The 25,920-nt window shown below is 60.2% G+C and carries 23 protein-coding genes; 9 read left to right on the forward strand and 14 right to left on the reverse strand.

Annotated elements, in window-relative coordinates; genetic code table 11:
• Nucleotides 1-238 precede the first annotated feature (238 nt).
• Nucleotides 239-1,183, reverse strand: coding sequence for a sensor domain-containing diguanylate cyclase (locus ACEN2T_RS15520; RefSeq protein WP_095185941.1), 945 nt, complete (start codon nucleotides 1,181-1,183; stop codon nucleotides 239-241).
• A 276-nt stretch (nucleotides 1,184-1,459) separates the two neighbouring features.
• A complete protein-coding gene (locus ACEN2T_RS15525) occupies nucleotides 1,460-1,822 on the reverse strand; it encodes an NUDIX hydrolase (protein ID WP_032885802.1) in 363 nt (120 codons plus the stop codon).
• 126 nt (nucleotides 1,823-1,948) lie between these two features.
• On the opposite strand from ACEN2T_RS15525, the gene ACEN2T_RS15530 reads away from it, so the two are divergent.
• The 3 genes from ACEN2T_RS15530 (at nucleotide 1,949) to ACEN2T_RS15540 (ending at nucleotide 4,293) form a co-directional block, all read left to right on the forward strand.
• Nucleotides 1,949-2,929: a Gfo/Idh/MocA family protein gene (locus tag ACEN2T_RS15530; RefSeq protein ID WP_122755931.1), complete on the forward strand. Its 981-nt coding sequence runs from the start codon at nucleotides 1,949-1,951 to the stop codon at nucleotides 2,927-2,929.
• A 36-nt stretch (nucleotides 2,930-2,965) separates the two neighbouring features.
• On the forward strand, nucleotides 2,966-3,595 hold the full coding sequence (locus ACEN2T_RS15535; protein ID WP_442116955.1) for a ribonuclease T2 family protein: 630 nt from the start codon (nucleotides 2,966-2,968) through the stop codon (nucleotides 3,593-3,595).
• Nucleotides 3,596-3,705: 110 nt separating this feature from the next.
• Nucleotides 3,706-4,293: a LysE family translocator gene (locus tag ACEN2T_RS15540; RefSeq protein ID WP_032885806.1), complete on the forward strand. Its 588-nt coding sequence runs from the start codon at nucleotides 3,706-3,708 to the stop codon at nucleotides 4,291-4,293.
• Here ACEN2T_RS15540 and ACEN2T_RS15545 read toward each other — a convergent pair.
• The 11 genes from ACEN2T_RS15545 to gloB form a co-directional block, all read right to left on the reverse strand.
• Nucleotides 4,235-5,122: an AraC family transcriptional regulator gene (locus ACEN2T_RS15545; RefSeq protein WP_095185938.1), complete on the reverse strand. Its 888-nt coding sequence runs from the start codon at nucleotides 5,120-5,122 to the stop codon at nucleotides 4,235-4,237. The two genes, ACEN2T_RS15540 and ACEN2T_RS15545, sit on opposite strands and share 59 nt — an antisense overlap.
• Before the next feature lie 65 nt (nucleotides 5,123-5,187).
• Nucleotides 5,188-7,650: a TonB-dependent siderophore receptor gene (locus ACEN2T_RS15550; protein ID WP_442116956.1), complete on the reverse strand. Its 2,463-nt coding sequence runs from the start codon at nucleotides 7,648-7,650 to the stop codon at nucleotides 5,188-5,190.
• A gap of 97 nt (nucleotides 7,651-7,747) precedes the next feature.
• Nucleotides 7,748-8,698 carry a FecR domain-containing protein gene (locus tag ACEN2T_RS15555; protein ID WP_442116957.1) on the reverse strand — a complete coding sequence of 317 codons (951 nt, stop codon included), beginning with the start codon at nucleotides 8,696-8,698 and terminating at the stop codon, nucleotides 7,748-7,750.
• Nucleotides 8,695-9,216, reverse strand: a complete 522-nt coding sequence (locus ACEN2T_RS15560; protein ID WP_122754354.1) for a sigma-70 family RNA polymerase sigma factor — start codon at nucleotides 9,214-9,216, stop codon at nucleotides 8,695-8,697. The genes ACEN2T_RS15555 and ACEN2T_RS15560 overlap by 4 nt, the downstream gene beginning before the upstream one ends.
• A gap of 218 nt (nucleotides 9,217-9,434) precedes the next feature.
• Nucleotides 9,435-11,036: an ABC transporter ATP-binding protein gene (locus ACEN2T_RS15565; RefSeq protein ID WP_032885813.1), complete on the reverse strand. Its 1,602-nt coding sequence runs from the start codon at nucleotides 11,034-11,036 to the stop codon at nucleotides 9,435-9,437.
• A 1-nt stretch (nucleotide 11,037) separates the two neighbouring features.
• Nucleotides 11,038-12,057: an ABC transporter permease gene (locus ACEN2T_RS15570; RefSeq protein WP_032885814.1), complete on the reverse strand. Its 1,020-nt coding sequence runs from the start codon at nucleotides 12,055-12,057 to the stop codon at nucleotides 11,038-11,040.
• A gap of 1 nt (nucleotide 12,058) precedes the next feature.
• Nucleotides 12,059-13,135, reverse strand: coding sequence for a microcin C ABC transporter permease YejB (locus ACEN2T_RS15575; protein WP_032885816.1), 1,077 nt, complete (start codon nucleotides 13,133-13,135; stop codon nucleotides 12,059-12,061).
• Nucleotides 13,136-14,974, reverse strand: coding sequence for an extracellular solute-binding protein (locus tag ACEN2T_RS15580; protein WP_442116958.1), 1,839 nt, complete (start codon nucleotides 14,972-14,974; stop codon nucleotides 13,136-13,138).
• Nucleotides 14,971-16,800 carry an extracellular solute-binding protein gene (locus tag ACEN2T_RS15585; RefSeq protein WP_032885819.1) on the reverse strand — a complete coding sequence of 610 codons (1,830 nt, stop codon included), beginning with the start codon at nucleotides 16,798-16,800 and terminating at the stop codon, nucleotides 14,971-14,973. Before ACEN2T_RS15585 ends, ACEN2T_RS15580 begins: the two co-directional genes overlap by 4 nt.
• A 211-nt stretch (nucleotides 16,801-17,011) precedes the next feature.
• Nucleotides 17,012-18,421, reverse strand: coding sequence for a lytic transglycosylase domain-containing protein (locus ACEN2T_RS15590; RefSeq protein WP_032885820.1), 1,410 nt, complete (start codon nucleotides 18,419-18,421; stop codon nucleotides 17,012-17,014).
• A 98-nt stretch (nucleotides 18,422-18,519) separates the two neighbouring features.
• Entirely contained in the window at nucleotides 18,520-19,287 is a 768-nt protein-coding gene (gene gloB, locus ACEN2T_RS15595) for a hydroxyacylglutathione hydrolase (RefSeq protein WP_442116959.1), read from the reverse strand.
• Between the two features lie 65 nt (nucleotides 19,288-19,352).
• Here gloB and ACEN2T_RS15600 point away from each other — a divergent pair, with 65 nt between their 5' ends.
• From ACEN2T_RS15600 to ACEN2T_RS15620, 5 genes are all read left to right on the forward strand, one after another.
• Nucleotides 19,353-20,111 carry a class I SAM-dependent methyltransferase gene (locus ACEN2T_RS15600; protein WP_032885822.1) on the forward strand — a complete coding sequence of 253 codons (759 nt, stop codon included), beginning with the start codon at nucleotides 19,353-19,355 and terminating at the stop codon, nucleotides 20,109-20,111.
• A 45-nt stretch (nucleotides 20,112-20,156) separates the two neighbouring features.
• The gene (gene rnhA, locus ACEN2T_RS15605; protein ID WP_017738572.1) at nucleotides 20,157-20,609 is read left to right on the forward strand and encodes a ribonuclease HI; all 453 of its coding nucleotides are present in this window, start codon (nucleotides 20,157-20,159) and stop codon (nucleotides 20,607-20,609) included.
• 73 nt (nucleotides 20,610-20,682) lie between these two features.
• The gene (gene dnaQ / locus ACEN2T_RS15610; RefSeq protein ID WP_163033241.1) at nucleotides 20,683-21,423 is read left to right on the forward strand and encodes a DNA polymerase III subunit epsilon; all 741 of its coding nucleotides are present in this window, start codon (nucleotides 20,683-20,685) and stop codon (nucleotides 21,421-21,423) included.
• A 201-nt stretch (nucleotides 21,424-21,624) separates the two neighbouring features.
• Nucleotides 21,625-23,880, forward strand: coding sequence for an Orn/Lys/Arg decarboxylase N-terminal domain-containing protein (locus ACEN2T_RS15615; protein ID WP_032885824.1), 2,256 nt, complete (start codon nucleotides 21,625-21,627; stop codon nucleotides 23,878-23,880).
• A gap of 20 nt (nucleotides 23,881-23,900) precedes the next feature.
• Nucleotides 23,901-24,470, forward strand: a complete 570-nt coding sequence (locus ACEN2T_RS15620) for a GNAT family N-acetyltransferase (protein ID WP_032885825.1) — start codon at nucleotides 23,901-23,903, stop codon at nucleotides 24,468-24,470.
• Here the strand turns inward: ACEN2T_RS15620 and ACEN2T_RS15625 are convergent.
• On the reverse strand, nucleotides 24,467-25,360 hold the full coding sequence (locus ACEN2T_RS15625) for a LysR substrate-binding domain-containing protein (protein WP_122681398.1): 894 nt from the start codon (nucleotides 25,358-25,360) through the stop codon (nucleotides 24,467-24,469). The genes ACEN2T_RS15620 and ACEN2T_RS15625 overlap by 4 nt on opposite strands.
• Before the next feature lie 180 nt (nucleotides 25,361-25,540).
• Here ACEN2T_RS15625 and ACEN2T_RS15630 point away from each other — a divergent pair, with 180 nt between their 5' ends.
• Nucleotides 25,541-25,879 carry a hypothetical protein gene (locus tag ACEN2T_RS15630; RefSeq protein WP_401380098.1) on the forward strand — a complete coding sequence of 113 codons (339 nt, stop codon included), beginning with the start codon at nucleotides 25,541-25,543 and terminating at the stop codon, nucleotides 25,877-25,879.
• Nucleotides 25,880-25,920: the final 41 nt, after the last annotated feature.

A 25,920-nucleotide genomic window follows, 5' to 3' on the forward strand; every position in this document is an offset into this window, starting at 1 on the left:
TATACCCGGTAGTTGCACCAAAAAGTGGCACTTGTATCCGTCACTACCCTAAAAAACATGTGGTTATTGAAGGACTTACAACACTTCCAATCCGACGAAAGGATTGAAATAGTCTTGTTACACGTTTTTACAGTCGTTACTATAGCCGGGCGTTCACCTCCCACGGTTTATGCATTTTTAAATCCCAAGTTTCCATCAGCTACTTGGGATTTTTTTTGCCCGCGATTTGACCTCCGCGTCAAACTTCACCCTCGGCAAACTCCGCGCGCATCCGTCCATTGCGTTTGGCCTGGTAGAGCAATTTGTCGACACCCTCGACAAATTCCAGCATCGGACTATCTGGTGTGACGATACGTGTACCGACGCCCAGGCTCATGGTCAGCAGGTTCGACACCGCCGAAAAACCATGCTCGATCTGCTGCTGGCAGATCAGGTGCAGGCAACGTCGTGCTACCTGTTTGGCCGACGCCGCGTCGGTTTCCGGTAGTAGCCATACAAACTCTTCACCGCCGATCCGCGCGATGAAATCCCGTGGCCGGTTGGCTGCCAGCGACAGGGTACGTGCGACCTGGCGCAAGCATTCGTCGCCCTTGATATGGCCGTAGTGATCGTTGTACTGCTTGAAAAAATCGATATCCAGGATGATCAACGACAGCGGCAACTGGCTGCGCTGGGCGCTGGCCCATTCGCGCTCAAGCACGGTGTCGAACATGCGTCGGTTGGCGATGCCGGTCAGGCCGTCCTGGTAGGAATATTCCTCAAGTTGCTTTTGCAGGCGTACCAAGTGCTCTTCGGTTTTCTTGCGTTCGCTGATATCGAACATAAAGCCGATCAGGGCTTCGACCTCGCCGTCCTTGCGCACCACGTGCACCACGTCACGAATCCACACGTAGTCGCCGTTGACCGTCAGTGCCCGGTAATCCGCCTCATGGTCCACGCCGGCGCGGGACTGCGACACACAGAAATTCACCACGTATTCACGGTCATCCGGGTGCATGCGCTCGACCCAGTCGTCCACGCTGACCCAGCTCTGCGGGGTCCAGCCCAGCAATGTTTCGATCTGCGGGCCGATGTAGCTGAACGTCATGGTTTGCCAATCGATACGCCAGGGGATGGCTTTGGTCGACTCCAACAGCGTTCGGTACACGTCACTGTCGGGCTGGCTTGGGTGATCGATGCTCATGGGAGTGCTCGGGGATGATGGCGAATAGCCAAGAGCCTCTTTTGATCGTCGCTTGGAGTCAAGCGTAAGCCGAGGCAGCAGACGAGAGGTCGTGAAGGAGGCTTTTTGGCGCGGGTGTTTCGGCGTTTTCGCTACAAATAGACGCTGGATTTTTGAACACTGACAGTACCGTTGGTGCAGGCAGCCGCTGCCGCGTTCGTCAAATCCTTTGTCGAACGGCAGAGAGCAAATGGCTTGGTAATACGAGAGTTGTTGGTCAGCGACCAGAGCGCCGATTTACAGGCGGCGTAGAAAGGATTTGACGATGTGTTTGGTGGCGTCGGTGGTGTCCAACTGGTCGAGCGCGCCATAAGCGTGCCACTGGCAGTCGACAATCTCGTTACAGGGTCGCGCGTCCGCGATGTTCACCACTGACGCTTCGAACACATGATGCAGCGTGTCGCGGGCTTTGAGTTCCTGCAGATAGAGCAGGCCGTCCACGTTCAATCCGGTTTCTTCTTCCAGCTCGCGTTCGGCGGCGCCCACCGGGCGTTCGTCGCGCTCGACCTTGCCACCCGGCAACGCCCATTTTGATCTGGCCTTGCGCACGAAGAGGATATGCCCCTCGTGTTCGCATATGACCGTTGCCCTGATTTTCATCGTCTGTGTCCCGCAGCGGCATGAATGTCATAAAAGTGTAATGCAATTGTCATGCTAAGTGGTTATGGCGCGCAGGGATGGGTATGTGGATACTGCCCGACTGAACAAAACGCACGAGGAAAACAGATGAGCACCGTACGTTGGGGCATGATCGGCTGTGGCAGTGTCACTGAATTGAAGAGTGGGCCCGCTTTCTACAAAGCGCCAGGTTCGGCCCTGGTGGCCGTGATGGGGCGTCGCGAGGCCGCCGTGCGCGATTATGCAACACGCCATGGCATTGCCCGTTCCTATACCGACGCCCAGGCGCTGATCAACGACCCTGAGGTGGACGCGGTCTACATCGCCACACCGCCCGACAGCCACTTGGAATACAGCCTGATGGTGGCCGCGGCCGGCAAGCATTGCTGCGTCGAGAAACCCATGGCGCTGAATGCCGAGCAAAGCGCATTGATGCAACGTACCTTCGAGCGTGCCGGGCTGCATTTGTTTGTCTCCTACTACCGCCGTTCGCTGCCGCGCTTTCAGCAAGTTCGCGATTGGCTGCGGGATGGGCGCATCGGCGAGCTGCGTCAGCTTACCTGGACCCTGTGCAAACCACCGGCTGCCGAGGACGCCAGCGCCGCCAACTGGCGCACCGACCCGCTGATCGCGGGTGGCGGCTATTTTGCCGACCTGGCCAGCCACGGCTTTGACCTGTTCCAGTACCTGGCCGGGGATATCGTCGAGGTGTCCGGTTTTACAGCACGCCAGGCAGGTCGCTATGTGGCCGAGGACGCGGTTACAGCTTGCTGGACCTTCAGCTCGGGCGCGCTGGGCATGGGTTGCTGGAACTTTGTTGCCGACCGACGGGAAGACAACGTCGAGCTGATCGGCAGTAAGGGTCGCATTACGTTTGCCGTTTTCGAAGACCAACCGCTGCGCCTTGAAGGCGAGACCAACGAAGTGCTGGACGTGCCATGCCACGCGCATATCCAGTGGCACCACGTGTTGGCCATGAACGCGCATATCCGTGGTGAAGCCGAGCATCCTTCGCTGGCCATCGAGGCATTGAAAACCGACCGGATTCTGGACAAGGTGCTACAGCGCAACCCCCATCATCCCGGCTAGATGCGATATACGTGTTTTTTCTCAAGGAATAGACGGATGAGATACTGGATGGTGTTGTGCCTTGTGCTCGCTACAGGCGCAATGGCGGCCCCAAGAAGTCAGGGCACGCCTGGAGAGTTTGATTTCTACGTGTTGTCGCTGTCATGGTCGCCGACGTTTTGCCTGACGCACCCGGATAACGAACAGTGTTCAGGTAAAGGCTACGGTTTTGTGCTTCACGGTCTGTGGCCGCAATACGCGAAGGGCGGGTGGCCGGCGTCCTGTGATTCCCAGTCACGCTTGTCTCGCGAAGAGATGGACAAGGGCGCGGCGCTGTTTCCCACGCGTTCCCTGCTCAAGCACGAATGGGCCAAGCACGGTACTTGCAGTGGGCTGGATCCAATGGCATATCTGGAAAAGACCGATGTGGCACTGGGCGTTGTCGCCATTCCGCCGCAACTGCAACCGTTCAATACACCGCCTTCGTTGCCTGCCCGTGAGATCGAGGCGTTGTTTCGCGAGAGCAACCCGCGCATCGGCAATCATGGGTTGGCCGTGATCTGCAGAGGCAAGGTGCTGTCGGAAGTGCGCGTCTGCCTGACCAAGGAGCTGGCGTTCGCCGGCTGCCCGCGCAGTGTGAAAACCCAATGCCGGGAGGGCGATATCCGCATTCCTGCGCAGCGCTGAGGCAGCCTCGCCACGAGACTGGGGGCCAGGGTGATTTTGTTCAATACCGTTTCGGCTCGGCCTTATACCGTGGATCCCTCTTCATGCATCACCATAAATAGGGATCCGCAATGAGCTTGATTATTTCCATGGCCGCCTTCGCCCTGGCCACCTCTATCACACCGGGACCGGTCAATGTCGTGGCCCTGAGTTCCGGCGCGCGCTTCGGTTTTGCCGCCAGCCAGAAACACGTGTTCGGCGCTGCCGTCGGTTTCACCCTGCTGTTGGTGCTGATCGGCCTGGGCCTGCATGAAGTGTTGGTGCGCTGGCCAATCCTGACCCAATTGATTCAATGGGGCGGCGTGGCCTTTTTGCTGTACATGGCCTGGAAACTGGCCGTCGATGATGGCCGCCTGGACGCCGAGGGCACCGCCACTGCGCCATCAATGCTTTACGGCGCGATTATGCAATGGCTCAACCCCAAGGCTTGGTTGGCTTGCGTGGCGGGAATGGGTCTGTTCGTGGCCGATGGCGACGCCGGTCAGGTGTGGCTGTTTGCAAGCCTCTATCTGGTGATCTGTTACCTGTCGGTGGCGTGCTGGGCCTATGCGGGCACCTTCCTGCGCCGCTACTTGAGTAACCCCCAGGGCGTGCGCGTGTTCAACCGCTCAATGGCCGCGTTGCTGGTGGCCAGTGTGGGTTATTTGCTGATGGCTTGAGCCGGTCGCGGTACTGGCCGGGCGTGGCGGCGAAGTGCTGTTTGAATGCACGCTGGAAATGCGCTTGGTCGGCAAAGCCTGCGGCCAGGGCCACATCGGCGATCAGTTCGCCCTGGCGTAGTTGGCTGCGGGCAAACTGGATACGCTCATTGACCACAAACGCATGGGGCGTCAGCCCGTAATACTGCTTGAACGCGCGGATCAGGTACGACGGCGACAGCTCGGCCGCCTGGCAAATATCTTCCAGTTTCAACGCAAGGGTGCAGTGCGCGCGGATGAATTCGGCGGCGCGTTCCAGCTTGTGGTTCACCTCCCGCACTGGCGTAAGCGATGGGTTCAGGCGCTGCTGAACTTCACTGAAATAACTGATCAGTGCACTTTGCTTTTGCAGCAGTTCGGCCTGTTCGTCCACCAATGTGCTGTACAGCGCCAACAGGCCGCTGAACAACACCGGGTCGCGGGTATGGGGCGTATTGAATGGCCGGTAACCCTGTTCGGTACTGAAGCCCAGTTGGTATTGCAGGTTCGTGAGCCACGGGGTATCGAGGTAGAGCATATGGTAGGACCAATGCTCGTTCTCAATAGGGTTGCAGGCATGCACGTCGCCAGGGTTCATCAATACCACCGTGCCGACGCTGATCTGGAAGGTCTCGGCGCCGTAGTGGTAATAGCTGCGTCCGGTGGTGATCGCGCCGATAGAAAAATGCTCATGGGCGTGACGGGTGTAAGTGACCTTGCGCCCGTCGGCGATGGTCCGCGCTTCTATGAACGGCAAGCGCTCGTCACGCCAGAAGCGGGGCGAGTGTGTCGCGCAAGTGTCCGGTGACATAGCGGTGGCTCCATCCCTTGGAAGAACGAGGGATGATCATTACACACGCCGCCAATGGCGTCAGCTTAGAAGTCCCACTTGGTCGCCAGCTGCAGGCTGCGCGGTTCGCCGTAGAAACCAGTGCCGAAGTTGCCGAGGCCCGTGTAGTACTTTTTGTCGAACAGGTTCTTCACGTTCAACGTGGTGCTCAGGTGCTCGTTGAAGCGGTAGCGCGCCATCAGGTCTACCAGGTAGTAGCTGTCCTGGGTGATGCGCGAGTCGTGGCCGAAGTTGACGGTATCGCTCGGATCGGGCTGGAACACGTTGCCGAAGAACGCGCTCTGCCAGTTCACGCCACCGCCCACGGTGACATTTTCCAGTGCGCCGGGCAGGCGATAGGAACTGAACAGGCGCACCACTTGCTGTGGCGTGGTGGTCTGCAGCACCGAGCTGTACACGTAGCCGTCATCGGCATCGCGGGTGTGCTGGTAGGTGTAGCCGGCGGCGATATTCCAGCCGTCCAGCACCTCGCCCGACAGTTCGGCTTCAAAGCCCTTGGTGGTCGCGCCGGCGATGGGGCGGTAAATCGAGTCGGTATCGAAGCCTGAGACATACTCGGCCACGTTGTCCTGTTCGATGCGGAACGCGGCGAAGCTGGCGTTCAAGCGACCGTCGTAGAACGCGGCCTTGAGCCCGGCTTCATAGGTTTGGCCTTCCACTGGGTCGAGCAATTTGCGGTCAGCGTCTTTGCTGGTTTGTGGTCGGTAGATTTGGGTGTAGCTGGTGTACACCGACCAGGTGTCGTTGAGGTCATAGACGATCCCGGCGTACGGCGTGACCACGCCACTCTGGTGGTAGGTGGTGCGGTTGTCGGTCTGGGTCGGGTCGTAGAAGTCGGTGCTGTCGGTGCCGCTGAAATTGCTCACGCGGGTGCCGAGAATCACCGATAGGTCATCGGTGGGCTTCAGACGAGTGGCCAGGTAGGCACCCGTCTGGCGTTGCACGATATCGTTCTGGCCGCTGCGTGAGATGTTCGGTTTGGCGTATTCACCTTGCCAGTCGAAGATGCTGCCGCCCACGCCGGGGTAGATCGAGCCGTACACCGGCACGTCCTGTTTCGAGCGGGTGGCCATGAAGCCCATGATCAACTCATGCTCGCGGCCGAACAGGCTGAACGGTCCACTGAGATTGACGTCCAGGGTGTTCTGCACCTGGTCGCCCTTGTACTTGCCCATGAACATGTACATGCCGTCGCCGGTGACCGGGTCCGGGTTGCCGCCGCTGGCGGAGGCCAGCAGGGTGTCGTGCTGGCTGCGTTTGCGGTCGAGACTGACTTTGAGCGACCAGTCATTGGCCAGTTTGTGCTGTACCGAGGCGAAGAGCGTCTGGTTTTGGAAGTCACGGCGGCTCCAGTCGGCGGCCGGGTTGAACGAGCGCGAGAAATTCGTGCGCGAGCCGTCGCTGAAGTACATAGGGAAACCGGTCCAACTGGCGCCGCGCGAGCGAGTGTTCTGCTGGTCGATGCCAAAGGTCAGCAGGGTGTCGGGCGTCAGGTCCGCTTCCAGGATGCCGTAGGCGATGTCCTTGGTGTTCTGGTAATGGTCCAGGTAGGACTGGCGGTCCTGATACACGCCGACAAAGCGCCCGCGTACATTGCCAGACTCGGTCAAAGAGCCGGAGATATCGCCTTCGGTGCGGTAGTTGTCCCAAGAGCCGAACGTCTGGGTGACCGAGGCCTTGAAGTCCTTGGTGGGCTTTTTGCGGATCAGGTTGACGGTGGCGGACGGGTCGCCGGAGCCGCTTAACAGGCCAGCCGAACCTTTGATGATTTCCAGGTGGTCGTACACCGCCATGTCGGTGCTGGTGGTGCCGTAGTCGTACACGCCGTCGTAGGTGGAGTTGACGCCGTCGTACTGGAAATTGGTGATCGGCAGGCCACGGCTGGAGAACTCCCAGCGCTCGCTGTCGTAGTTCTGCACGCTCACGCCAGGGGCGCGGCGCAGGGTATCGGCAATGCTATTGGAACCCTGATCGTCCATCTGCTGGCGGGTGATCACGGTGACCGATTGCGGGGTTTCACGCATTGATAACGGTAGACCGGTGGCCGAGGCCATCGAGCCTGTGGTGTAGGAGTGGGTGTCTTCAGTGGTAGCGCCCAAGTCCTGGCCAGAAATGGTGGTAGCGCCCAGCTCCAGGGCCCCGGTGCTGGCCGGGATCAGTTCCAGCACGTAGCCATTGTTGCCCTGGGGCAGGGCCTGCAAGCCGCTGCCTTGCAGCACGTGTTGCAAGCCACTGGCGGCGGTGTAGTTGCCCGACAGGCCAGGGCTGGTCTTGCCGGCGGCCAGGCTGTTGTGGCCGGCAATGAAAATGCCCGACTGCTCGGCAAAGCGGTTCAGCACACTGATCAGCGAACCAGCAGCGATGCGGTAGCTGCGCGTGGTCTCCTGGGTCGAAGGCGATTCGGCGGCATGCACCACCGGCACACCGAGGCAAAACAGCGAAGTGGCCAGCGCCAATGGGCGCAGCGCGAAGCGAGCAGGTTGCGACATGAATGTTTCCCTTTGGATCAAGTCGATCGGCGAATTGAAAGCGTCTACAGGGTTAACCGAACGAGTTTTGAAAAAGGGAACTGGCGGCGGGGAAAACTTACCGTGGGCCGACGGTGACCCACCATGGCATCAGCCGATCGACCCCAACCGGCAGCGCGGCTTGCAGCAGATGCAGGGCGTGGTCACTGTCCATCAGCGGGAATGAACCCATCACCGGCAAGTGCGCCACCGCCGGATCACAGCCCAGGTGGCCGGGGCGATAGCGGTTGAGCTCGGCCACCAATTGGCCCAGGGGCAAATTGTCGGCCAGCAACACGCCACGGCTCCAGGCTTCACGCGCGGGGGATACCGCGGTGGTTGGGTTGAAGCCATCGCGGTTGAACGCGATTTGCTGGCCGGCGTCGATGATGCGCACCTGCTGGCTGGCGGTGCGCACTTGCACCCGGCCCTCAAAGACGTTGAGCTCAGTGTGGTCTTCGCCTTGCAACACACTGAAGTGAGTGCCCAGGGCCTGCAGGCGGCCGTGTTCGGTGTCTACCAGGAAGGGCCGGCCGGCGTCCTTGGCCGTATCAATCAGCACTTCGCCAAAGCGTAGGTGCAACAGGCGTTGCAGGGGATCGAAGCGTATATCCAGCGCGCTCAGGGCGTTGAGCCATACATGACTGCCATCGGCCAGCACGGCATCGCGGGTCTCGCCGCTGCCGGTGGCGTAGTCGGCGCTCCAGCCGCCCACCAGCCGGGGCAGGGCGGTGTTGCGCCAAGTGCCCCACGCCAGGGTTGAACCGGCACACAACACCAGTAATGTTTTGAGTGTCTGGCGCCGCGAACTGCGCAAGGCGCGGCTGGCGCTCGGGGCTTGGTCCATCAGCGGCGCGAAACGCTGGCTGACGCGCTCCACATACTGCCAGGCCGCCAGATGCTCCGGGTTCTGCGCCATCCAGGCCTGCCAGCGTTGCTGCTCCTGGGCGCTGCCTTGGTCCTGCAGGCGCACGTACCAGTGCGCGGCCTGTTCCAGGCTGGCATGGCTGAGCTTGCCGGGGGTATTCATTGCACCAGCATCCCATCCAGCTCGGCTTCGAGGATCGCGCAATGCAGCAAGGCCTGGGCCATGTATTTCTTGACCATGCGTTCGCCCACGCCCAGTTGCTCGCCAATGGCTTTGTAGGGCAGGCCATGCAGTTGGGCCAGCAGGAATGCTTCGCGAACCTTGCTCGGCAGGCGGGCGAGCATGGCGTCCACTTCGTAGAGGGTTTCGACGATGATTGCCCGCTGTTCCGGCGACGGCTGGGTACTTTCGGGACGCAGGGCGAGGCTGTCGAGCCAGGCTTTTTCCAGTTGGCGACGTCGCCAATGGTCGATGCACAAACCACGGGCGATGGTGGCCAGGTAGGAGCGCTGGCGCGCGTGATCGGTCTCGGTCGGTGGGCGGCTGAGTAAGCGGATAAAGGTGTCGTGGGCCAGGTCGGCGGCATCCCAGCGGTCGTTCAGGCGTCTGCGCAACAGACCGAGCAGCCAGCCGTGGTGGGTGCCGTAGAGGTGGGTGAAGGAGGTCGACACACTAGCCATCCAGCGCGAGAGAAACGGTGTAAATAAGAATTGGTCGCGATTAAAGCAAAAGGATGGGGTGAGCGCAAATGATATTGGTTCGCTACTAGGCAGGCTTAAAGGAGTAGGGCTGAAGGTGGGAGGGGGGGGCTCTCGATTGTTGTGGGTCAGCCACAGCTGCATCAGCTGACAATCCCTCATCGGGGGCAAGCCCCCTCCCACATTTGGTCTGCGTGCATTCAGGCAGGAACGAGGAACGCCGCTTCCAGCAACTGCCGGGTATACGCGTGCTGCGGATCAGCAAAAATCGCCCGCGCATCGCCTTGTTCCACCACCTGGCCATGCTTGACCACCATCAATTGGTGACTCAATGCCTTCACGACCGCCAGGTCATGGCTGATGAACAGGTAGGTCAGGTTGTACTTGGCCTGCAGGCTGCGCAGCAATTCCACGACCTGGCGTTGCACCGTGCGGTCCAGCGCCGAGGTAGGTTCGTCCAGCAGGATCAGGCGCGGCTTGAGCACCAACGCGCGGGCGATGGCGATGCGTTGGCGTTGCCCGCCGGAAAATTCGTGGGGGTAGCGGTGGCGGGACTCCGGGTCCAGGCCCACTTCCTTGAGCGCCGCGATAATCGCCGCTTCCTGCTCGGCCGGCGTGCCCATTTTGTGAATGCGCAGACCTTCGCCAACGATCTCACTGACGCTCATGCGCGGGCTCAGGCTGCCGAACGGGTCCTGGAACACCACCTGCATTTCCCGGCGCAGCGGGCGCACCTGCTGTTGCGTCAGGCGGTCAAGCTGCTGGCCTTCGAAGCGAATCCCACCTTTGCTTCCGATCAAGCGCAAAATCGCCAGGCCGAGGGTGGATTTGCCCGAACCACTTTCGCCGACGATGCCCAAGGTTTGCCCTTGGGGCAGGCTAAAGTTGATGCCATCGACCGCCTTGACGTAATCGACGGTGTTGCGCAAAAAGCCCTTCTTGATCGGGAACCACACCTTCAGGTCATCGACCTCCAGCAGCGGCGGCCCGACCACATTATTGGCCGGTCCACCGCTGGGTTCGGCCGCCAGCAATTCCTGGGTGTAAGGGTGTTGCGGCGACTGGAACAGCGTCTCGCATTCGGCCTGTTCTACGATGCAACCTTTCTGCATCACACAGACGCGATGGGCAATGCGCCGCACCAGGTTCAGGTCGTGGCTGATCAGCAGCAAGGCCATGCCCAGGCGTGCCTGCAACTCCTTGAGCAGCTCCAGGATCTTCAACTGCACGGTCACGTCGAGGGCCGTGGTCGGCTCGTCGGCGATCAACAGTTCCGGCTCGTTGGCCAATGCCATGGCAATCATTACCCGCTGGCGCTGACCGCCGGACAACTCGTGAGGCAGGGCCTTTAGGCGCTTGTGCGGTTCGGGAATGCCCACCAGTTCGAGCAATTCCAGGGTGCGCTGCGTGGCAACCTTGCCGGTCAGCCCCTTGTGCAGGCCGAGCACTTCGTTGATCTGCTTCTCGATGGAGTGCAGTGGGTTCAACGAGGTCATCGGCTCCTGGAAGATCATCGCGATGCGGTTACCGCGAATGTGCCGCAGGGTCTTTTCCTTGAGGGTCAGCAAGTCTTGTCCGGCGTACTGGATGATGCCGCTCGGGTGCCGTGCCAAGGGGTAGGGCAGCAGGCGCAGGATCGAGTGGGCGGTCACCGACTTGCCAGAGCCGCTTTCGCCGACCAGCGCGATGGTTTCGCCGCGTTTGATGTCGAAGCTGACGTTGTTGACCACCCTGTGGTGATGCTCGCCGGTGACAAACTCGACGCTGAGGTCGCGGATTTCGATCAGATTGTCCTGATTCATCTCATTTCCTCGGGTCGAAGGCATCGCGAGCGGACTCGCCGATAAACACCAGCAAGCTCAACATGATCGCCAGCACGGCAAACGCGCTCATGCCCAGCCACGGTGCTTGCAGGTTGGATTTGCCCTGGGCTACCAGTTCACCCAGGGACGGCGAGCCGGCTGGCAGACCAAAGCCAAGGAAGTCCAGTGCGGTCAGGGTGCCGATAGCGCCGGTGAGAATGAACGGCATAAAGGTCATGGTTGAGACCATGGCGTTGGGCAGGATGTGGCGGAACATGATCGCGCCGTTCTGCATCCCCAGTGCCCGGGCTGCACGCACGTATTCAAGGTTGCGCCCACGCAGGAACTCGGCGCGCACCACATCCACCAGGCTCATCCAGGAAAACAGCAGCATGATGCCCAGCAGCCACCAGAAATTGGGCTGCACGAAGCTGGCGAGGATGATCAACAAATACAGCACCGGCAGCCCGGACCAGATTTCCAGGAAACGCTGCCCGGCCAGGTCGACCCAGCCGCCATAGAAACCCTGCAAGGCTCCGGCGATCACGCCAATGATCGAGCTTAGGATGGTCAGGGTCAGGGCAAACAGCACCGAAACCCGGAACCCGTAGATCACCCGCGCCAGTACATCGCGGCCTTGGTCATCGGTGCCCAGCAAGTTCACGGAAGAGGGCGGCGCGGGGGCCGGCACTTTCAGGTCGTAGTTGATGCTCTGATAGCTGAACGGGATCGGCGCCCACAGAGTCCAGGCGTCCTTGGCCTTGAGCAGCTCTTGGATATACGGGCTCTTGTAGTTGGCTTCCAGTGGGAATTCGCCGCCGAAGGTGGTTTCCGGGTAGCGCTTGAGCGCCGGGAAATACCAGTCGCCGTCGTAGTGCACGGCCAGCGGCTTGTCGTTGGCGATCAGCTCCGCGCCCAGACTCAGCCCGAACAGGATCAGGAACAGCCACAGCGACCACCAGCCACGTTTGTTGGCCTTGAAACGCTCGAACCGGCGGCGATTGAGGGGGGATAGATTCATCTCAATGCTCCCGGCTGGCGAAGTCGATACGCGGATCGACCAGGGTGTAGGTGAGGTCGCCGATCAGTTTCACGATCAGCCCCAGCAGGGTGAAGATAAACAGCGTGCCAAACACCACCGGGTAGTCGCGGTTGATCGCCGCTTCAAAGCTCATCAGGCCCAGGCCGTCGAGGGAGAAGATCACTTCCACCAGCAACGAGCCGGTGAAGAAAATCCCGATGAACGCGGACGGAAACCCGGCGATCACCAGCAGCATCGCGTTACGGAACACATGGCCGTAGAGCACGCGGTGGTTGGTCAGGCCCTTGGCCTTGGCGGTGACCACGTACTGCTTGTTGATCTCGTCGAGAAAGCTGTTTTTGGTGAGCAGCGTCATGGTTGCGAAGTTGCCGATGACCAGCGCAGTGATGGGCAATGCCAGGTGCCAGAAGTAGTCAAGGATCTTGCCGCCCCAGCTCAACTCGTCGAAGTTGTTGGAGGTGAGCCCGCGCAACGGGAACCAGTCGAAGTAACTGCCGCCGGCAAATACCACGATCAGCAGGATGGCGAACAAAAACGCCGGGATCGCGTAGCCGACGATGATCGCCGAACTGGTCCAGACGTCGAAATGGCTGCCATGCCGCGTGGCCTTGGCGATCCCCAGGGGGATCGACACCAGGTACATGATCAGCGTGCTCCATAACCCAAGGGAGATGGACACCGGCATCTTTTCCTTGATCAGGTCGATGACCTTGGCGTCACGGAAGAAGCTGTCGCCAAAATCCAGCTGGGCGTAGTTCTTGACCATGATCCACAAGCGTTCCGGCGCCGACTTGTCGAAGCCGTACATCTTTTCGATTTCCTTGATCAGCGCCGGGTCCAAACCTTGGGCGCCGCGATAGCTGCTGGAACCGGCCACCGAGACTTCGGCGCCGCCGCCGGCAATGCGGCTGGTGGCGCCTTCAAAGCCCTCAAGCTTGGCGATCATCTGTTCCACCGGACCACCGGGGGCGGCCTGGATAATGATGAAGTTGATCAGCAGGATCCCGAACAGCGTGGGGATGATCAGTAACAGGCGGCGAACAATATAGGCCAGCATTTAATCGCCTCCGCTCGCCGAATCGGCGTTCGTGTCTGTGTCCAAGGTGACGGCAGGTTTGACATTGGGTTTGCTCCACCAGGTGGCTGTGCCCACGTCGTAGCGCGGCGGGACTTTGGGGTGCCCCAGGTGGTCCCAATACGCCACGCGGAACGTCTTGATGTGCCAGTTGGGGATCACGTAGTAGCCAAACTGCAGCACGCGATCCAGTGCTTTGGCATGGGCTACCAGGCTTTTGCGCGAATCGGCGTCGATCAGTTCTTCCACCAACTGGTCCACCGCTGGGTCCTTGAGGCCCATGTAGTTGCGGCTGCCAGGCTTGTCGGCGCTGGAAGACTTCCAGAACTCCCGTTGTTCGTTACCTGGCGAAGTGGACTGCGGGAAGCTGCCCACCATCATGTCGAAGTCCCGAGAGCGGACACGGTTGACGAACTGCGAGACGTCCACCCGACGGATTACCAGGTCGATGCCCAGGTCCGCCAGGTTGCGCTTGAAAGGCAGCAGGATGCGTTCGAACTCGGTCTGTGCCAGCAGGAACTCGATGGTCACAGGTTTACCCGTGGTGTCGACCATCTTGTCATCAACGATGCGCCAGCCGGCCTCCTGCAGCAGTTGGTAGGCCTCGCGTTGCTGGGCGCGGATCATGCCGCTGCCGTCGGTTCTGGCCGGCTCGAAGGCCTGGGTGAAGACTTCGACCGGGATTTTGTCGCGCAGGGGCTCGAGGATTTTCAGCTCATCCGGGCCGGGGAGGCCGGTGGCGGCCATTTCAGAGTTTTCGAAGTAACTGCGGGTGCGGGTGTAGGCGCCGTTGAACAGCTGTTTGTTGCTCCACTCGAAGTCCAGCAACAGGCTGATAGCCTTGCGCACGCGCACGTCCTGGAACATCGCCTTACGTGTATTGAACACAAAACCTTGCATGCCCGTGGGATTGCCGTTGGGGATCTCTTCCTTGATCAACCGGCCCTGGGTCACTGCCGGAATGTTGTAGGCGTTGGCCCAGTTCTTGGCGCTGAATTCCAGCCAGTAGTCGAACTGCCCGGCCTTCAACGCTTCCAGGGACACGGTGCTGTCGCGGTAGTAGTCCGTGATGCGGTTATCGAAATTGTAGAAACCCTTGGTGATCGGCAGGTCCTTGGCCCAGTAGTCTTTGACCCGCTCGTAGCGGATCATGCGCCCGGCCTTGACCTCGGCCACCTTGTACGGCCCGCTGCCCAGCGGCACCTCCAGGTTGCCCTTGGCGAAGTCCCGCGTGACCCACCAATGCTTGGGCAGTACCGGCAGTTGTCCGAGGATCAGTGGCAACTCGCGGTTGTTGGTGCGCTTGAATTTGAACAACACCCGCAGCGGGTCTTCGGCGACCACTTCATCGACATCGGCGTAGTAGGTGCGGTAGATCGGCGAGCCTTCCTTCATCAGTTCCTGGAACGTGAACACCACGTCTTCGGCGCGGATCGGGTGGCCGTCGTGGAACCGCGCTTCGGGGCGCAGGTAGAAACGCACCCAGCTGTTGTCCGGGGCTTTTTCGATCTTGCCGGCGACCAGGCCGTATTCGGTGATGGGTTCGTCCAGGCTCTGCATGGCCAGGGTGTCGTAGATCAGACTGATGTTGTCGGCCGGCACGCCCTTGCTGATAAACGGGTTGAGGCTGTCGAAGCCGCCCATGCTCGATTCGCGGAAGGTGCCGCCCTTGGGGGCATCCGGGTTCACATAGTCGAAGTGCTTGAAGTCGGCGGGGTATTTCGGCGGCTCGTTGTAGAGCGTCAGCGCATGTTGCGGCGCCGCGTGGGCTGCGGAGCACAGCAACAGGCCGGCAAACAGTGAAGTACGCAAAGACATCATTGGGCTTTCTCCGACGCTTTCAGCCACCACGCGCTCAGGCCCAGGCTGTAGGGCGGCGTGGTGACAAAGGCGAACCGGTTACGGTACGCCAGGCGATGATAGTTGAGGTACCAGTTGGGAATGCTGTAGTGCTGCCACAGGAGCACTCGGTCCAGGGCGCGGCCGGCGGCCAGTTGTTCTTCGCGGGTCTGGGCGGCCAGCAGTTGTTCCAGCAGGTGATCGACAATGGGGTTGGCGATGCCCGCGTAGTTCTTGCTGCCCTTGATTGCGGCCTGGCTGGAGTGGAAGTACTGCCACTGCTCAAGGCCGGGGCTCAGGGTCTGATTGAGGGTGATCAGGATCATGTCGAAGTCGAACTGATCCAGGCGCTGCTTGTACTGCGCGCGGTCAACGGTGCGCAGCCGCGCGTCGATGCCGATGCTGATCAGGTTCTCGACATAGGGCTGCAGGATGCGCTCCAGGTTCGGATTGACCAGCAGAATCTCGAAGCGCAGCGGTTGCCCGTCCTTGTTGAGCAGGCGTTGGCCCGACAACTTCCACCCGGCTTCGCCCAGCAGCGACAGGGCGCGGCGCATGTTTTCACGGGGGATGCCGCGCCCGTCGGTCTGCGGCAGGCTGAAGGCTTGGGTAAACAGGTTCGCCGGCAATTGCTCGCGGTACGGCGAGAGCATCAGCCATTCGTGGCCCACGGGTACGCCGGTCGCCGCGAACTCGCTGTTGGGGTAGTAGCTCAAAGTGCGTTTGTAGGCGTTGCTGAACAGCGTGCGGTTGGTCCATTCGAAGTCGAACATCAGCCCCAGGGCTTCGCGCACCTTGGTCTGGCTGAAGGTCGGCCGGCGGGTGTTCATGAACAGGCCCTGGCTCTGAGTGGGGATCTGGTGAGCGATCTGCGCCTTGATCACGTCACCCCGGTTCACCGCCGGGAAGTTGTAACCATTCGCCCAATTCTTGGCCTGGTGCTCGATATAGATGTCGAACTCGCCGGCCTTGAAGGCTTCGAAGGCCACGTCGCTGTCGCGGTAGAACTCCACCTCGACCTTGTCGTAGTTATAGAAACCCTGGTTGACCGGCAGGTCCTTGCCCCAGTAATCCTTGACCCGTTCGAACACCAATTGGCGCCCAGGCGTGACCTTGCTGATACGGTAAGGCCCACTGCCCAGCGGCGGTTCGAAGGTGGTCGCCTTGAAATCGCGGTTTTTCCAATAGTGTTGGGGCAGCACCGGTAACTCGCCCAGGCGCAGGATCAGCAGCGGGTTGCCGGCGCGCTTGAATACAAAGCGGATGCGGTGACGGTTGAGGATGTCCACCCGCGCCACTTCCTGCAGGTTGGTGCGGTACTGCGGGTGGCCTTCGGTCAGCAGGGTGCGATAGGAAAACGCCACGTCATACGCGGTGATCGGCTTTCCATCGTGAAAGCGTGCTTCCGGGCGCAGGTTGAACACTACCCAACTGCGGTCCTCGCTGTACTCCACCGATTGGGCAATCAATCCGTAACTTGAGGTCGGCTCATCGCCGGATGGCGCGTACTGGCCGGTGCCGACCATCAATGGTTCGTTGAGCTCATTGACGCCGTATTGCAGGAAGTTGGGGGTTGAAACCGGGCTTGAGCCTTTGAACGTGTAGGGGTTGAGCGTATCGAAGGTGCCAAATGCCATGACCCGCAAGGTCCCGCCTTTCGGCGCTGCAGGATTTACCCAATCGAAGTGGGTGAATTTGGCTGGGTATTTGAGCCTGCCGAACTGCGTATACCCGTGGCTCTCGGTAATCGTCGCGTTCGCACCAAAGCTCAAGGCCAGACTTATTAGTAGAAGGAGGGGACGCTTCAAGTCAGAGATCCGATCCAGGCGGCTTGGGCTTTATGGTCGGTACAGTAACAGCTTGTTCCGGTTGGAAAAAGCCGGTTGGGAACACTGGAGATTCAGTGTAGGAGGGGGCTTGCCCCCGATAGCAGTTTGTCAGCCACCAGATTCATTGGCTGATCCACCGATATCGGGGGCAAGCCCCCTCCCACATTGGTTCTACAGTGTTCTTAAAGCCTTAGCGCGGCCCGGAAACTACCAGCATCTGCCCCGGCTTCAACGCCTGGCCAGTACGCGGGTTCCAACGCTTGAGATGTTGCATCTCGACGTTGAAACGCTTGGCGACGATGTACAGCGAGTCGCCTTTCTTGACCTTGTACTGCACCGGCTTCTTGCTGCTGGCTACTGCGCGGCGGGTGTCCTGCATCACCAGGGTCTGACCAACCTTGAGGGCCTGGCCGTTAAGCTTGTTCCAGCGTTGCAGGTCATGCACATCGACCTTGTTGGCCTTGGCGATCAGCGTGAGGTTGTCGCCGCTGCGCACCTTGTAGCTTCGGCTGCGGCCGGCAACCCGTGCGGTCTCAACTTCGTCGAAGACCTGTTTCTTCGGGCGCATCGCCAGTAATTCTTCAGGCTTCATCGTCGAAAGGGTGCTGGTCAGCAACTGCGCCTTGGAACTCGGTACCAACAGATGCTGCGGGCCATCCAGGGTGGTGCGTTGTTTGAGGGCCGGGTTGAGCTGGAACAGCTCGTCTTCATCGATTTCAGCCAGCGCAGCGACCCGTGACAGGTCCATGCTCTGTTTGACTTCTACCACTTCGAAGTAAGGCGTGTTGGCAATCGGGTTCAGGTTGACGCCGTAGGCCTCAGGGGCCAGCACCACCTGGGACAGCGCCAGGAACTTGGGCACGTAATCCTTGGTTTCCTGGGGCAGGGGCAGGTTCCAGTAGTCGGTGGGCAGACCGAGCTTCTCGTTGCGCTCGATCGCCCGGCTCACCGTGCCTTCGCCGGCGTTATAGGCTGCCAGCGCCAGCAGCCAGTCGCCGTTGAACATGTCGTGCAGACGGGTCAGGTAGTCCAGGGCGGCGGTGGTGGAGGCGGTAATGTCGCGGCGGCCATCATAGGCGCGGGTCTGGCGCAGGTTGAAGTAGCGCCCGGTGGAGGGGATGAACTGCCACAAGCCGACGGCATCGCTGCGCGAATAGGCCATTGGGTTGTAGGCACTTTCGATCACTGGCAGCAGCGCCAGCTCCAGGGGCATGTTGCGTTCTTCAAGGCGTTCGACGATGTAATGAATGTAGAGACTGCCGCGTTCGCCGGCGTTCTCCAGGAAGGACGGGTTGCTGGCGAACCAAAGGCGCTGTTGCTCGATGCGCGGGTTGACGCCAACGTTGTCCTGCAATTGAAAGCCCCGTCGCATGCGTTCCCAGACATCCTGCGGTACTTCGGGAGCAGGCTTTTCTGAAAGCCAGATGACGGGTTTCTGTTTGATTTTGGCCGTAAGGTTGGGCTTGGGTTGCACGGTGGATTGTGCAGTGAAATTGGTCGATTGGCAGCCCGCCAGCGTTGCGGACACAGCCACCGCCACAGCTTGAGCCAGGCGGGTCAATGCGTCTGAATGGTTGGATTTACGAATAGATGACGACATTGGCTGGAAGTAAGTTCCGGGCAAAAATGTCGGGCGATTCTAGAAAGCACTTTGGTTCCGGTCAACCATTCAGAAATTACGTATCAGATTGCATCGTCTTAGAACTTATCTTTCCAAGCCCTCAAGCTAGCAAACACCTCGGCCCCAGAGCGGTTGTCGCGGCCATTCCGTTCGTCCGCTTTTTGTTTAACGGATGTTTCAGAAGTACGCAGAAAAGGGTTGGTGCGTTTTTCCAATGCCAGGTTGGAGGGCAGTGTTATCTCACCACGGGCCCGGAGTTGGCGGACGATTTCCACACGTTCGGCGATGTCGGCGTTGTCCGGTTCCACTGCCTGGGCGAACTTGAGGTTACTTTGTGTGTATTCGTGGGTGCAGTACACCAGCGTGTCGGCGGGCAGTGCGGCCAGGCGCTCAAGGGAAGTGTGCATCTGCTCCGGCGTGCCTTCGAACAGGCGGCCGCAGCCGGCGGCGAACAGGGTGTCGCCACAGAACAGTACGCCCTGGTGATAGAAGGCGATGTGGCCGAGGGTGTGGCCTGGCACGGTATAGATGTCAAAGTCCCAGCCGAGCACGTTGATGCGATCGTTATCCTGCAGGGCGACGTCCCGCGCCGGGATCTGCTCGTTGGCCGGTCCGTAGACCTTGGCTTCGGTCACGCGCTTGAGTTGCTCGACGCCACCCACGTGATCATGGTGATGGTGGGTGATCAGGATGTCGCTCAGGGTCCACTCCGGATGTTGCGTAAGCCAGGCCAGTACCGGCGCGGCATCGCCTGGATCGACCACTGCGCAACGTTGGGTATGCGGGTCCTGTAGCAACCATATGTAGTTATCGGTGAAGGCGGGCAGAGCACTGATCTGTATCATTCTTCGATTCGCCAAGCTGAACACATTGGTGCATCTTAGAACGTCTAGGCGAGTTGGAGAATGCAATGACTGATAAAGCGTTCGCCCAGGCCGATCCTGAGTGGCTGGCCCTGATCGGCGCGGCCCGCGAATGGCTGTCCGGGCCCATCGGGCAATTTTTGCTGGATGAAGAACGGCGCATGCTCGAAGACGAGTTGGGTCGTTTCTTTGGTGGTTACCTCGTGCATTACGGTCCCTCGGCACAGACGCCGCCCTCTGCGCCGCAGGTGCAGCGAAATGTGCGCCTGGGTGCTCCGTTGCCGGGCGTAGAGATCGTTTGTGAGGAACAGGCCTGGCCGTTGAGCGAGCACGCTGCCGATGTGGTGGTGTTGCAGCATGGTCTGGATTTCTGCCTGTCGCCTCACGGGTTGCTGCGCGAGGCGGCGAGCAGCGTGCGCCCTGGTGGCCATTTGCTGATTGTTGGTATCAACCCCTGGAGCAGTTGGGGGCTGCGCCATGTGTTCGCTCATGATGGCCTTCGCCAGGCGCGCTGCATCTCGCCGTCGCGGGTGGCGGACTGGTTGAACCTGCTGGGCTTCGCGCTGGAGAAACGCCGCTTCGGGTGCTATCGTCCGCCGCTTGCCTCGACCAAGTGGCAGGCGCGCCTGGCCGGCTGGGAACGCCGCGCGGGTGCTTGGCAACTGTCGGGCGGCGGCTTCTATTTATTAGTAGCGCGCAAGATTGTGGTCGGGCTGCGGCCAGTGCGCCAGGTGCCCCGCCAGCCCATGGGCAAGCTGGTGCCGATGCCCATGGCCAAGGTCAATCGCAAGCAAAGCGAACCGTAAAACCTTTTTGATTTCAGATCCCGCCTGTTTTGATGGATGTAACCGATGACCGATACCGTAGAACTCTTCACCGATGGCGCCTGCAAGGGCAACCCAGGCCCCGGCGGCTGGGGCGCGTTGCTGGTGTGCAAGGGCGTCGAGAAGGAACTGTGGGGCGGCGAAGCCAACACCACCAACAACCGCATGGAATTGATGGGCGCGATTCGCGGCCTTGAAGAACTCAAGCGCCGTTGCAACGTACTGCTGGTGACCGACTCGCAGTACGTGATGAAGGGCATCAACGAGTGGATGGTCAACTGGAAAAAGCGCGGTTGGAAGACCGCCGCCAAAGAACCGGTCAAGAATGCCGACCTATGGCAACTGCTCGATGAGCAATGCAATCGCCATGACATCACTTGGAAGTGGGTACGTGGTCACATCGGCCACCCCGGCAACGAGCGTGCCGACCAGTTGGCCAACCGTGGCGTGGATGAAGTGCGGGGCTACAAGCAAAGCTGATGCCGTCTGACGTGTTAACATCCCGCCCTTTGACGCACACCACCACCCCGTTGAGAGCTGAACCCTGATGGCCATCCGATCTGTTGTACTCGATACCGAAACCACCGGCATGCCGGTGACTGACGGCCACCGGATCATTGAAATCGGCTGTGTCGAACTCATGGGTCGGCGCCTCACCGGGCGTCACTTCCACGTCTACCTGCAACCGGATCGCGACAGTGACGAAGGCGCCATCGGCGTCCACGGCATCACCGACGAGTTCCTCAAGGGCAAGCCGCGTTTTGCCGAGGTGGCCGATGAGTTCTTCGAATTCATCAACGGCGCCCAGTTGATCATCCATAACGCGGCGTTCGACGTCGGCTTCATCAACAACGAATTTGCCCTCATGGGGCAGACGGATCGCGCGGATATTTCCCAGCACTGCTCGATCCTCGACACCTTGATGATGGCCAGGGAGCGTCACCCTGGCCAGCGCAACAGCCTGGATGCGTTGTGCAAGCGGTATGGCGTCGACAACTCCGGCCGAGAACTCCACGGCGCCTTGCTCGACTCCGAGATTCTCGCCGACGTCTACCTGACCATGACCGGCGGGCAGACCAGCCTGTCCCTGGCCGGCAATGCTTCCGATGGCAGCGGCTCTGCGGAAGGTTCGGGCAATCGTCCTTCGGAAATCCGGCGCCTGCCGGCAGATCGCAAGCCGACCACCATTCTCCGCGCCAGCGAGCAGGACATGGTCGAGCATGCGCAACGCCTGGAAGCGATTGCCAAGTCGGCGGGCGCGCCGGCGCTGTGGACCCAGTTGACACAACAATAGCCCTGCGTGGGTCCGATCAACCTGTGCGAGGGGGCTCGCCCCGATAGCGGTGGATCAGCCAATCAACTATTAGCTGACACACCGTGATCGGGAGCAAGCCACCTCCCACAGTTGATCTGCGTAGCTTTCAAAATCTTCATTCGCGTCATCGCTTCCCAGCTTCTACCCTGAGTGCATAGCCCTCAGGACTCCCACGCCCTCATGTACAAAGACCTGAAGTTCCCTATCCTTATCGTGCACCGCGACATCAAGGCCGACACCGTTGCCGGCGACCGGGTACGCGGCATCGCCAGGGAGTTGGAACAAGAGGGCTTCAGTGTTTTTTCCGCCGTGGACTACGCCGAAGGTCGGCTAGTGGCGTCTACCCATCACGGCTTGGCCTGCATGTTGATCGCCGCCGAAGGCGCTGGCGAAAATACCCATCTGCTGCAAAACATGGTTGAGCTGATTCGCTTGGCGCGGGTACGGGCACCGAACCTGCCGATCTTTGCCTTGGGCGAGCAAGTCACCCTGGAAAACGCCCCGGCCGATGCCATGAGCGAGCTCAATCAACTGCGTGGCATCCTTTATCTGTTCGAAGACACCGTGCCATTCCTGGCCCGGCAAGTGGCCCGCGCTGCGCGCACCTACCTGGATGGCCTGTTGCCGCCGTTCTTCAAGGCCTTGGTGCAGCACACCGCTGATTCAAATTATTCCTGGCACACCCCCGGCCATGGCGGTGGCGTGGCCTACCGCAAAAGCCCGGTGGGGCAGGCATTTCATCAGTTCTTTGGGGAAAACACCCTGCGTTCGGATTTGTCGGTCTCTGTCCCCGAATTGGGCTCGCTGCTGGACCACACTGGCCCCCTGGCCGAAGCAGAGGCTCGTGCTGCCCGTAATTTTGGAGCTGACCACACCTTCTTTGTGATCAACGGCACTTCCACCGCCAACAAGATTGTTTGGCACTCGATGGTCGCCCGCGATGATTTGGTGCTGGTGGACCGCAACTGCCACAAGTCGGTATTGCACTCGATCATCATGACCGGCGCGATCCCGCTGTACCTGTGCCCGGAGCGCAACGAACTGGGCATTATCGGCCCGATCCCCCTGAGTGAATTCAGCCCCGAGTCGATCCGCGCCAAGATCGACGCCAGCCCGTTGACCCGTGGCCGGCCAGCGAAAGTGAAGTTGGCCGTGGTCACCAACTCCACCTATGACGGCCTGTGCTACAACGCCGAGCTGATCAAGCAGCAATTGGGCAACAGCGTCGAGGTGCTGCACTTTGACGAAGCCTGGTACGCCTACGCGGCGTTCCACGAATTCTTTGCCGGGCGCTATGGCATGGGCACCTCGCGCACTCCGGACAGCCCACTGGTGTTCACCACTCACTCCACTCACAAGTTGTTGGCCGCGTTCAGCCAGGCCTCGATGATCCATGTACAGGACGGCGGCGCCCGTCAGTTGGACCGTGACCGTTTCAACGAAGCGTTCATGATGCACATCTCCACCTCGCCTCAGTACAGCATCATCGCGTCGCTGGACGTGGCTTCGGCGATGATGGAAGGCCCTGCCGGGCGTTCGTTGCTCCAGGAAATGTTCGACGAAGCCCTAAGTTTTCGCCGCGCGCTGGCTAACCTCCGCCAGCATATCGCCGCTGAAGATTGGTGGTTCTCGATCTGGCAGCCGCCGTCGGTGGCGGGCATCGACCGCGTCGCCACGGAGGACTGGCTGTTGCAGCCGCAGGATGACTGGCATGGCTTTGGGGATGTGGCCGAAGATTATGTGTTGTTGGACCCGATCAAAGTGACGCTGGTCATGCCCGGTCTCAATGCCGGCGGCGCCTTGAGCGATTGTGGGATCCCTGCCGCCGTGGTCAGTAAGTTCCTCTGGGAGCGCGGGTTGGTGGTGGAGAAGACCGGGTTGTATTCCTTCCTCGTGTTGTTTTCCATGGGCATCACCAAAGGCAAATGGAGTACGTTGCTCACCGAGTTGTTGGAATTCAAACGCAGCTACGACGCGAATGTCAGCCTGGCCAGTTGTTTGCCCTCGGTGTTTGCCCAAGGCCCGGCGCGTTATCAGGGCCTGGGTTTGCGCGACCTGTGCGACCAATTGCACAGCTGTTACCGCAGCAACGCCACCGCCAAACACCTCAAGCGCATGTACACCGTACTACCGGAGATTGCGATGAAACCGGCGCACGCCTACGACCAATTGGTAAGGGGTGAAGTGGAAGCAGTGTCGATTGATGCCTTGCCAGGACGCGTCGCAGCCGTGATGCTGGTGCCGTATCCGCCTGGCATTCCGTTGATCATGCCCGGCGAGCGCTTTACCGAGAGCACCCGCTCGATCATCGACTACCTGGCATTTGCCCGTACGTTCGATAGCAGTTTTCCCGGTTTTTTTGCCGATGTTCACGGGTTACAACACGAAGATGACGGCAGTGGTCGTTGTTACACCGTCGACTGCATCAAGGGTTAAGGATGTTTATGCAAGCTGTAATGAACCCGAAGTATCCAGGGCTCAGTGTGCGAGTCGCCGACGAAGGTTTTGATGCCTACGTGTGGGGCAATGACTTCAGTTTCGAGGTCAGCGCCTACAGCGTGCCGGAGATGGGCAAGCGCGTCGATCAATGGCCGCTGGAGCGTATCCTGCCGTACCGCAAATGTTATGGGATTGATCCTGAGGAGTTCGCCAGTTTCCGCGATGCCCCAGACAGTGCGATCTTCATGGCCTATCTGGACGATCGACCGGTGGGGCATGTCGTGGTCAGCACCAACTGGAATGGCTTCGCCCATGTGGATGAACTGGCGGTGGTCTTGCCGGCGCGGCGGCACGGTGTAGCGAAGGCATTACTGGATGTAGCGCAGTTCTGGAGCCGCAAGAAAAACCTGCCGGGCATGATGCTCGAAACCCAGAACAACAACCTCGGCGCCTGCCGCCTCTATGAGCGATGCGGCTATGTGATGGGCGGGATCGACCACCTGCGCTATCGCGGCATTGACCCGCAAACTCGTGAAGTGGCGATTTTCTGGTATCGGCTGTTCAAGGCCGAAGTCGACAAGGCTTAACTCAGCAGCAGGCTTTCAGCCTTCTGCGTGACAATCTCCAGCAATGCATTCATCGCTGGAGAGGCCACGCCATCCTTGAGGGTCAGCGCGTACAGGCTGACCATCATCGGCGGCGACACCGGGCACGCATCCAGCCCGGCCTCTTGCGCGCCAAATGCAGTGAAGGGGTCGACAATCGCCAAGCCTTCTCCCGCTTCTACCATGCTGCGCATCATCTGGTAGGTCTGCACCCGCGTCTGCACCACCGGAAGCGGCCGTAGGGCTTGCAGCTTGGCGTCCAGCAGGCGGCTGAGCGGGTCTTGCCCCTCCAACCCGATCATCGACTGGCCGGCCAGGTCCTGTAGTGCAATGTACTTCTGCTTGGGCTTGAGCCAGCCGTGGGGCGCCAGCAACTGCAGTTTGCCTTGAGCCAGCACGGTGCTGACGATTTGCGGGTGTTCCGGGTCATGCAGGCTCAAGCCGACATCGGCCTCATGCAGCAACAGGCTCCTGACGATCTCCCTTGTGGGCTGGCTTGATAGGTTGCACGGGGTGTCCTGAAAGCGTCGACGCAGCACTGCGATACTTTGCGGCAGCAGTTGATTGGCCAGGGGCGGGGTACAGAGCGCACGCAAGGGCGGGGCGTGATGGTGTTTCAAACGGCTGGCCAGGCGTTGCACCGGTTCCAGCGCTTCGTATATATGGGCGATTTCTGCCTGCAGTTCGAGGGTTTCCCGTGTTGCCTGCAAGCGCCCGCGCACGCTGGCAAACAGCATAAAGCCCAGTTGCTGCTCGGCTTCCTTCAGCGCCGCGTCCACATCGCCCACGGGGAGTTGCAACCATTCGGCGGCCGTGCCGAGGTGTCCGGTCTGCAAGATGGCCTGAATCACTTCGATATGACGTAAACGCATGGCCGGAGTCTATGTGCAGTGTGGTGGGGTTTCAATGGTGCAAGCGGTCGTGCGCAAAAAAGACGGTGCAGGTCGCCTATGCCACTGGCGTTCAGCCACGACCTTACTAGAATGGCTCGTCTGATCATCAGCGACCAAAGCCGGGTACCGGCACTACAACAAAAACAGGTCTGGTCTCGAATGCCTATTCCCTCGATGTTCTTCGGGGTAACGGCCAAGCAACTCCTGGTTCTGGTGACCGTGGGGTGCGCGGCGGCTTATCTCTTCAATAATCACGACAACAACACACCGGAAAGCCTGGCGCTCGAAGCGTTTATCCGTGCCCAGGAACAGGTCGGCGAACAAGTGGGGGCGGTGTTGGGGGTGACCTTGATCAGGCAGGTGGAGGCGTATCCCGCGTACAACACGTCGGGCTACACGCGCTCGATGTACGCCGTGGAAGGGGAGCGGGGGCACTTGCTGGTCACGCTCAAGCAAGGCGAGCAGGGCATCGAAGTGACGGAAATCCGCAGCCCCTGATCACCCCAGCCCAGTCAACGCCAGCAATGGCCAGGACTGAG

Source organism: Pseudomonas sp. W22_MBD1_FP4, from assembly GCF_052113765.1.
GTDB classification, from domain to species: domain Bacteria; phylum Pseudomonadota; class Gammaproteobacteria; order Pseudomonadales; family Pseudomonadaceae; genus Aquipseudomonas; species Aquipseudomonas sivasensis.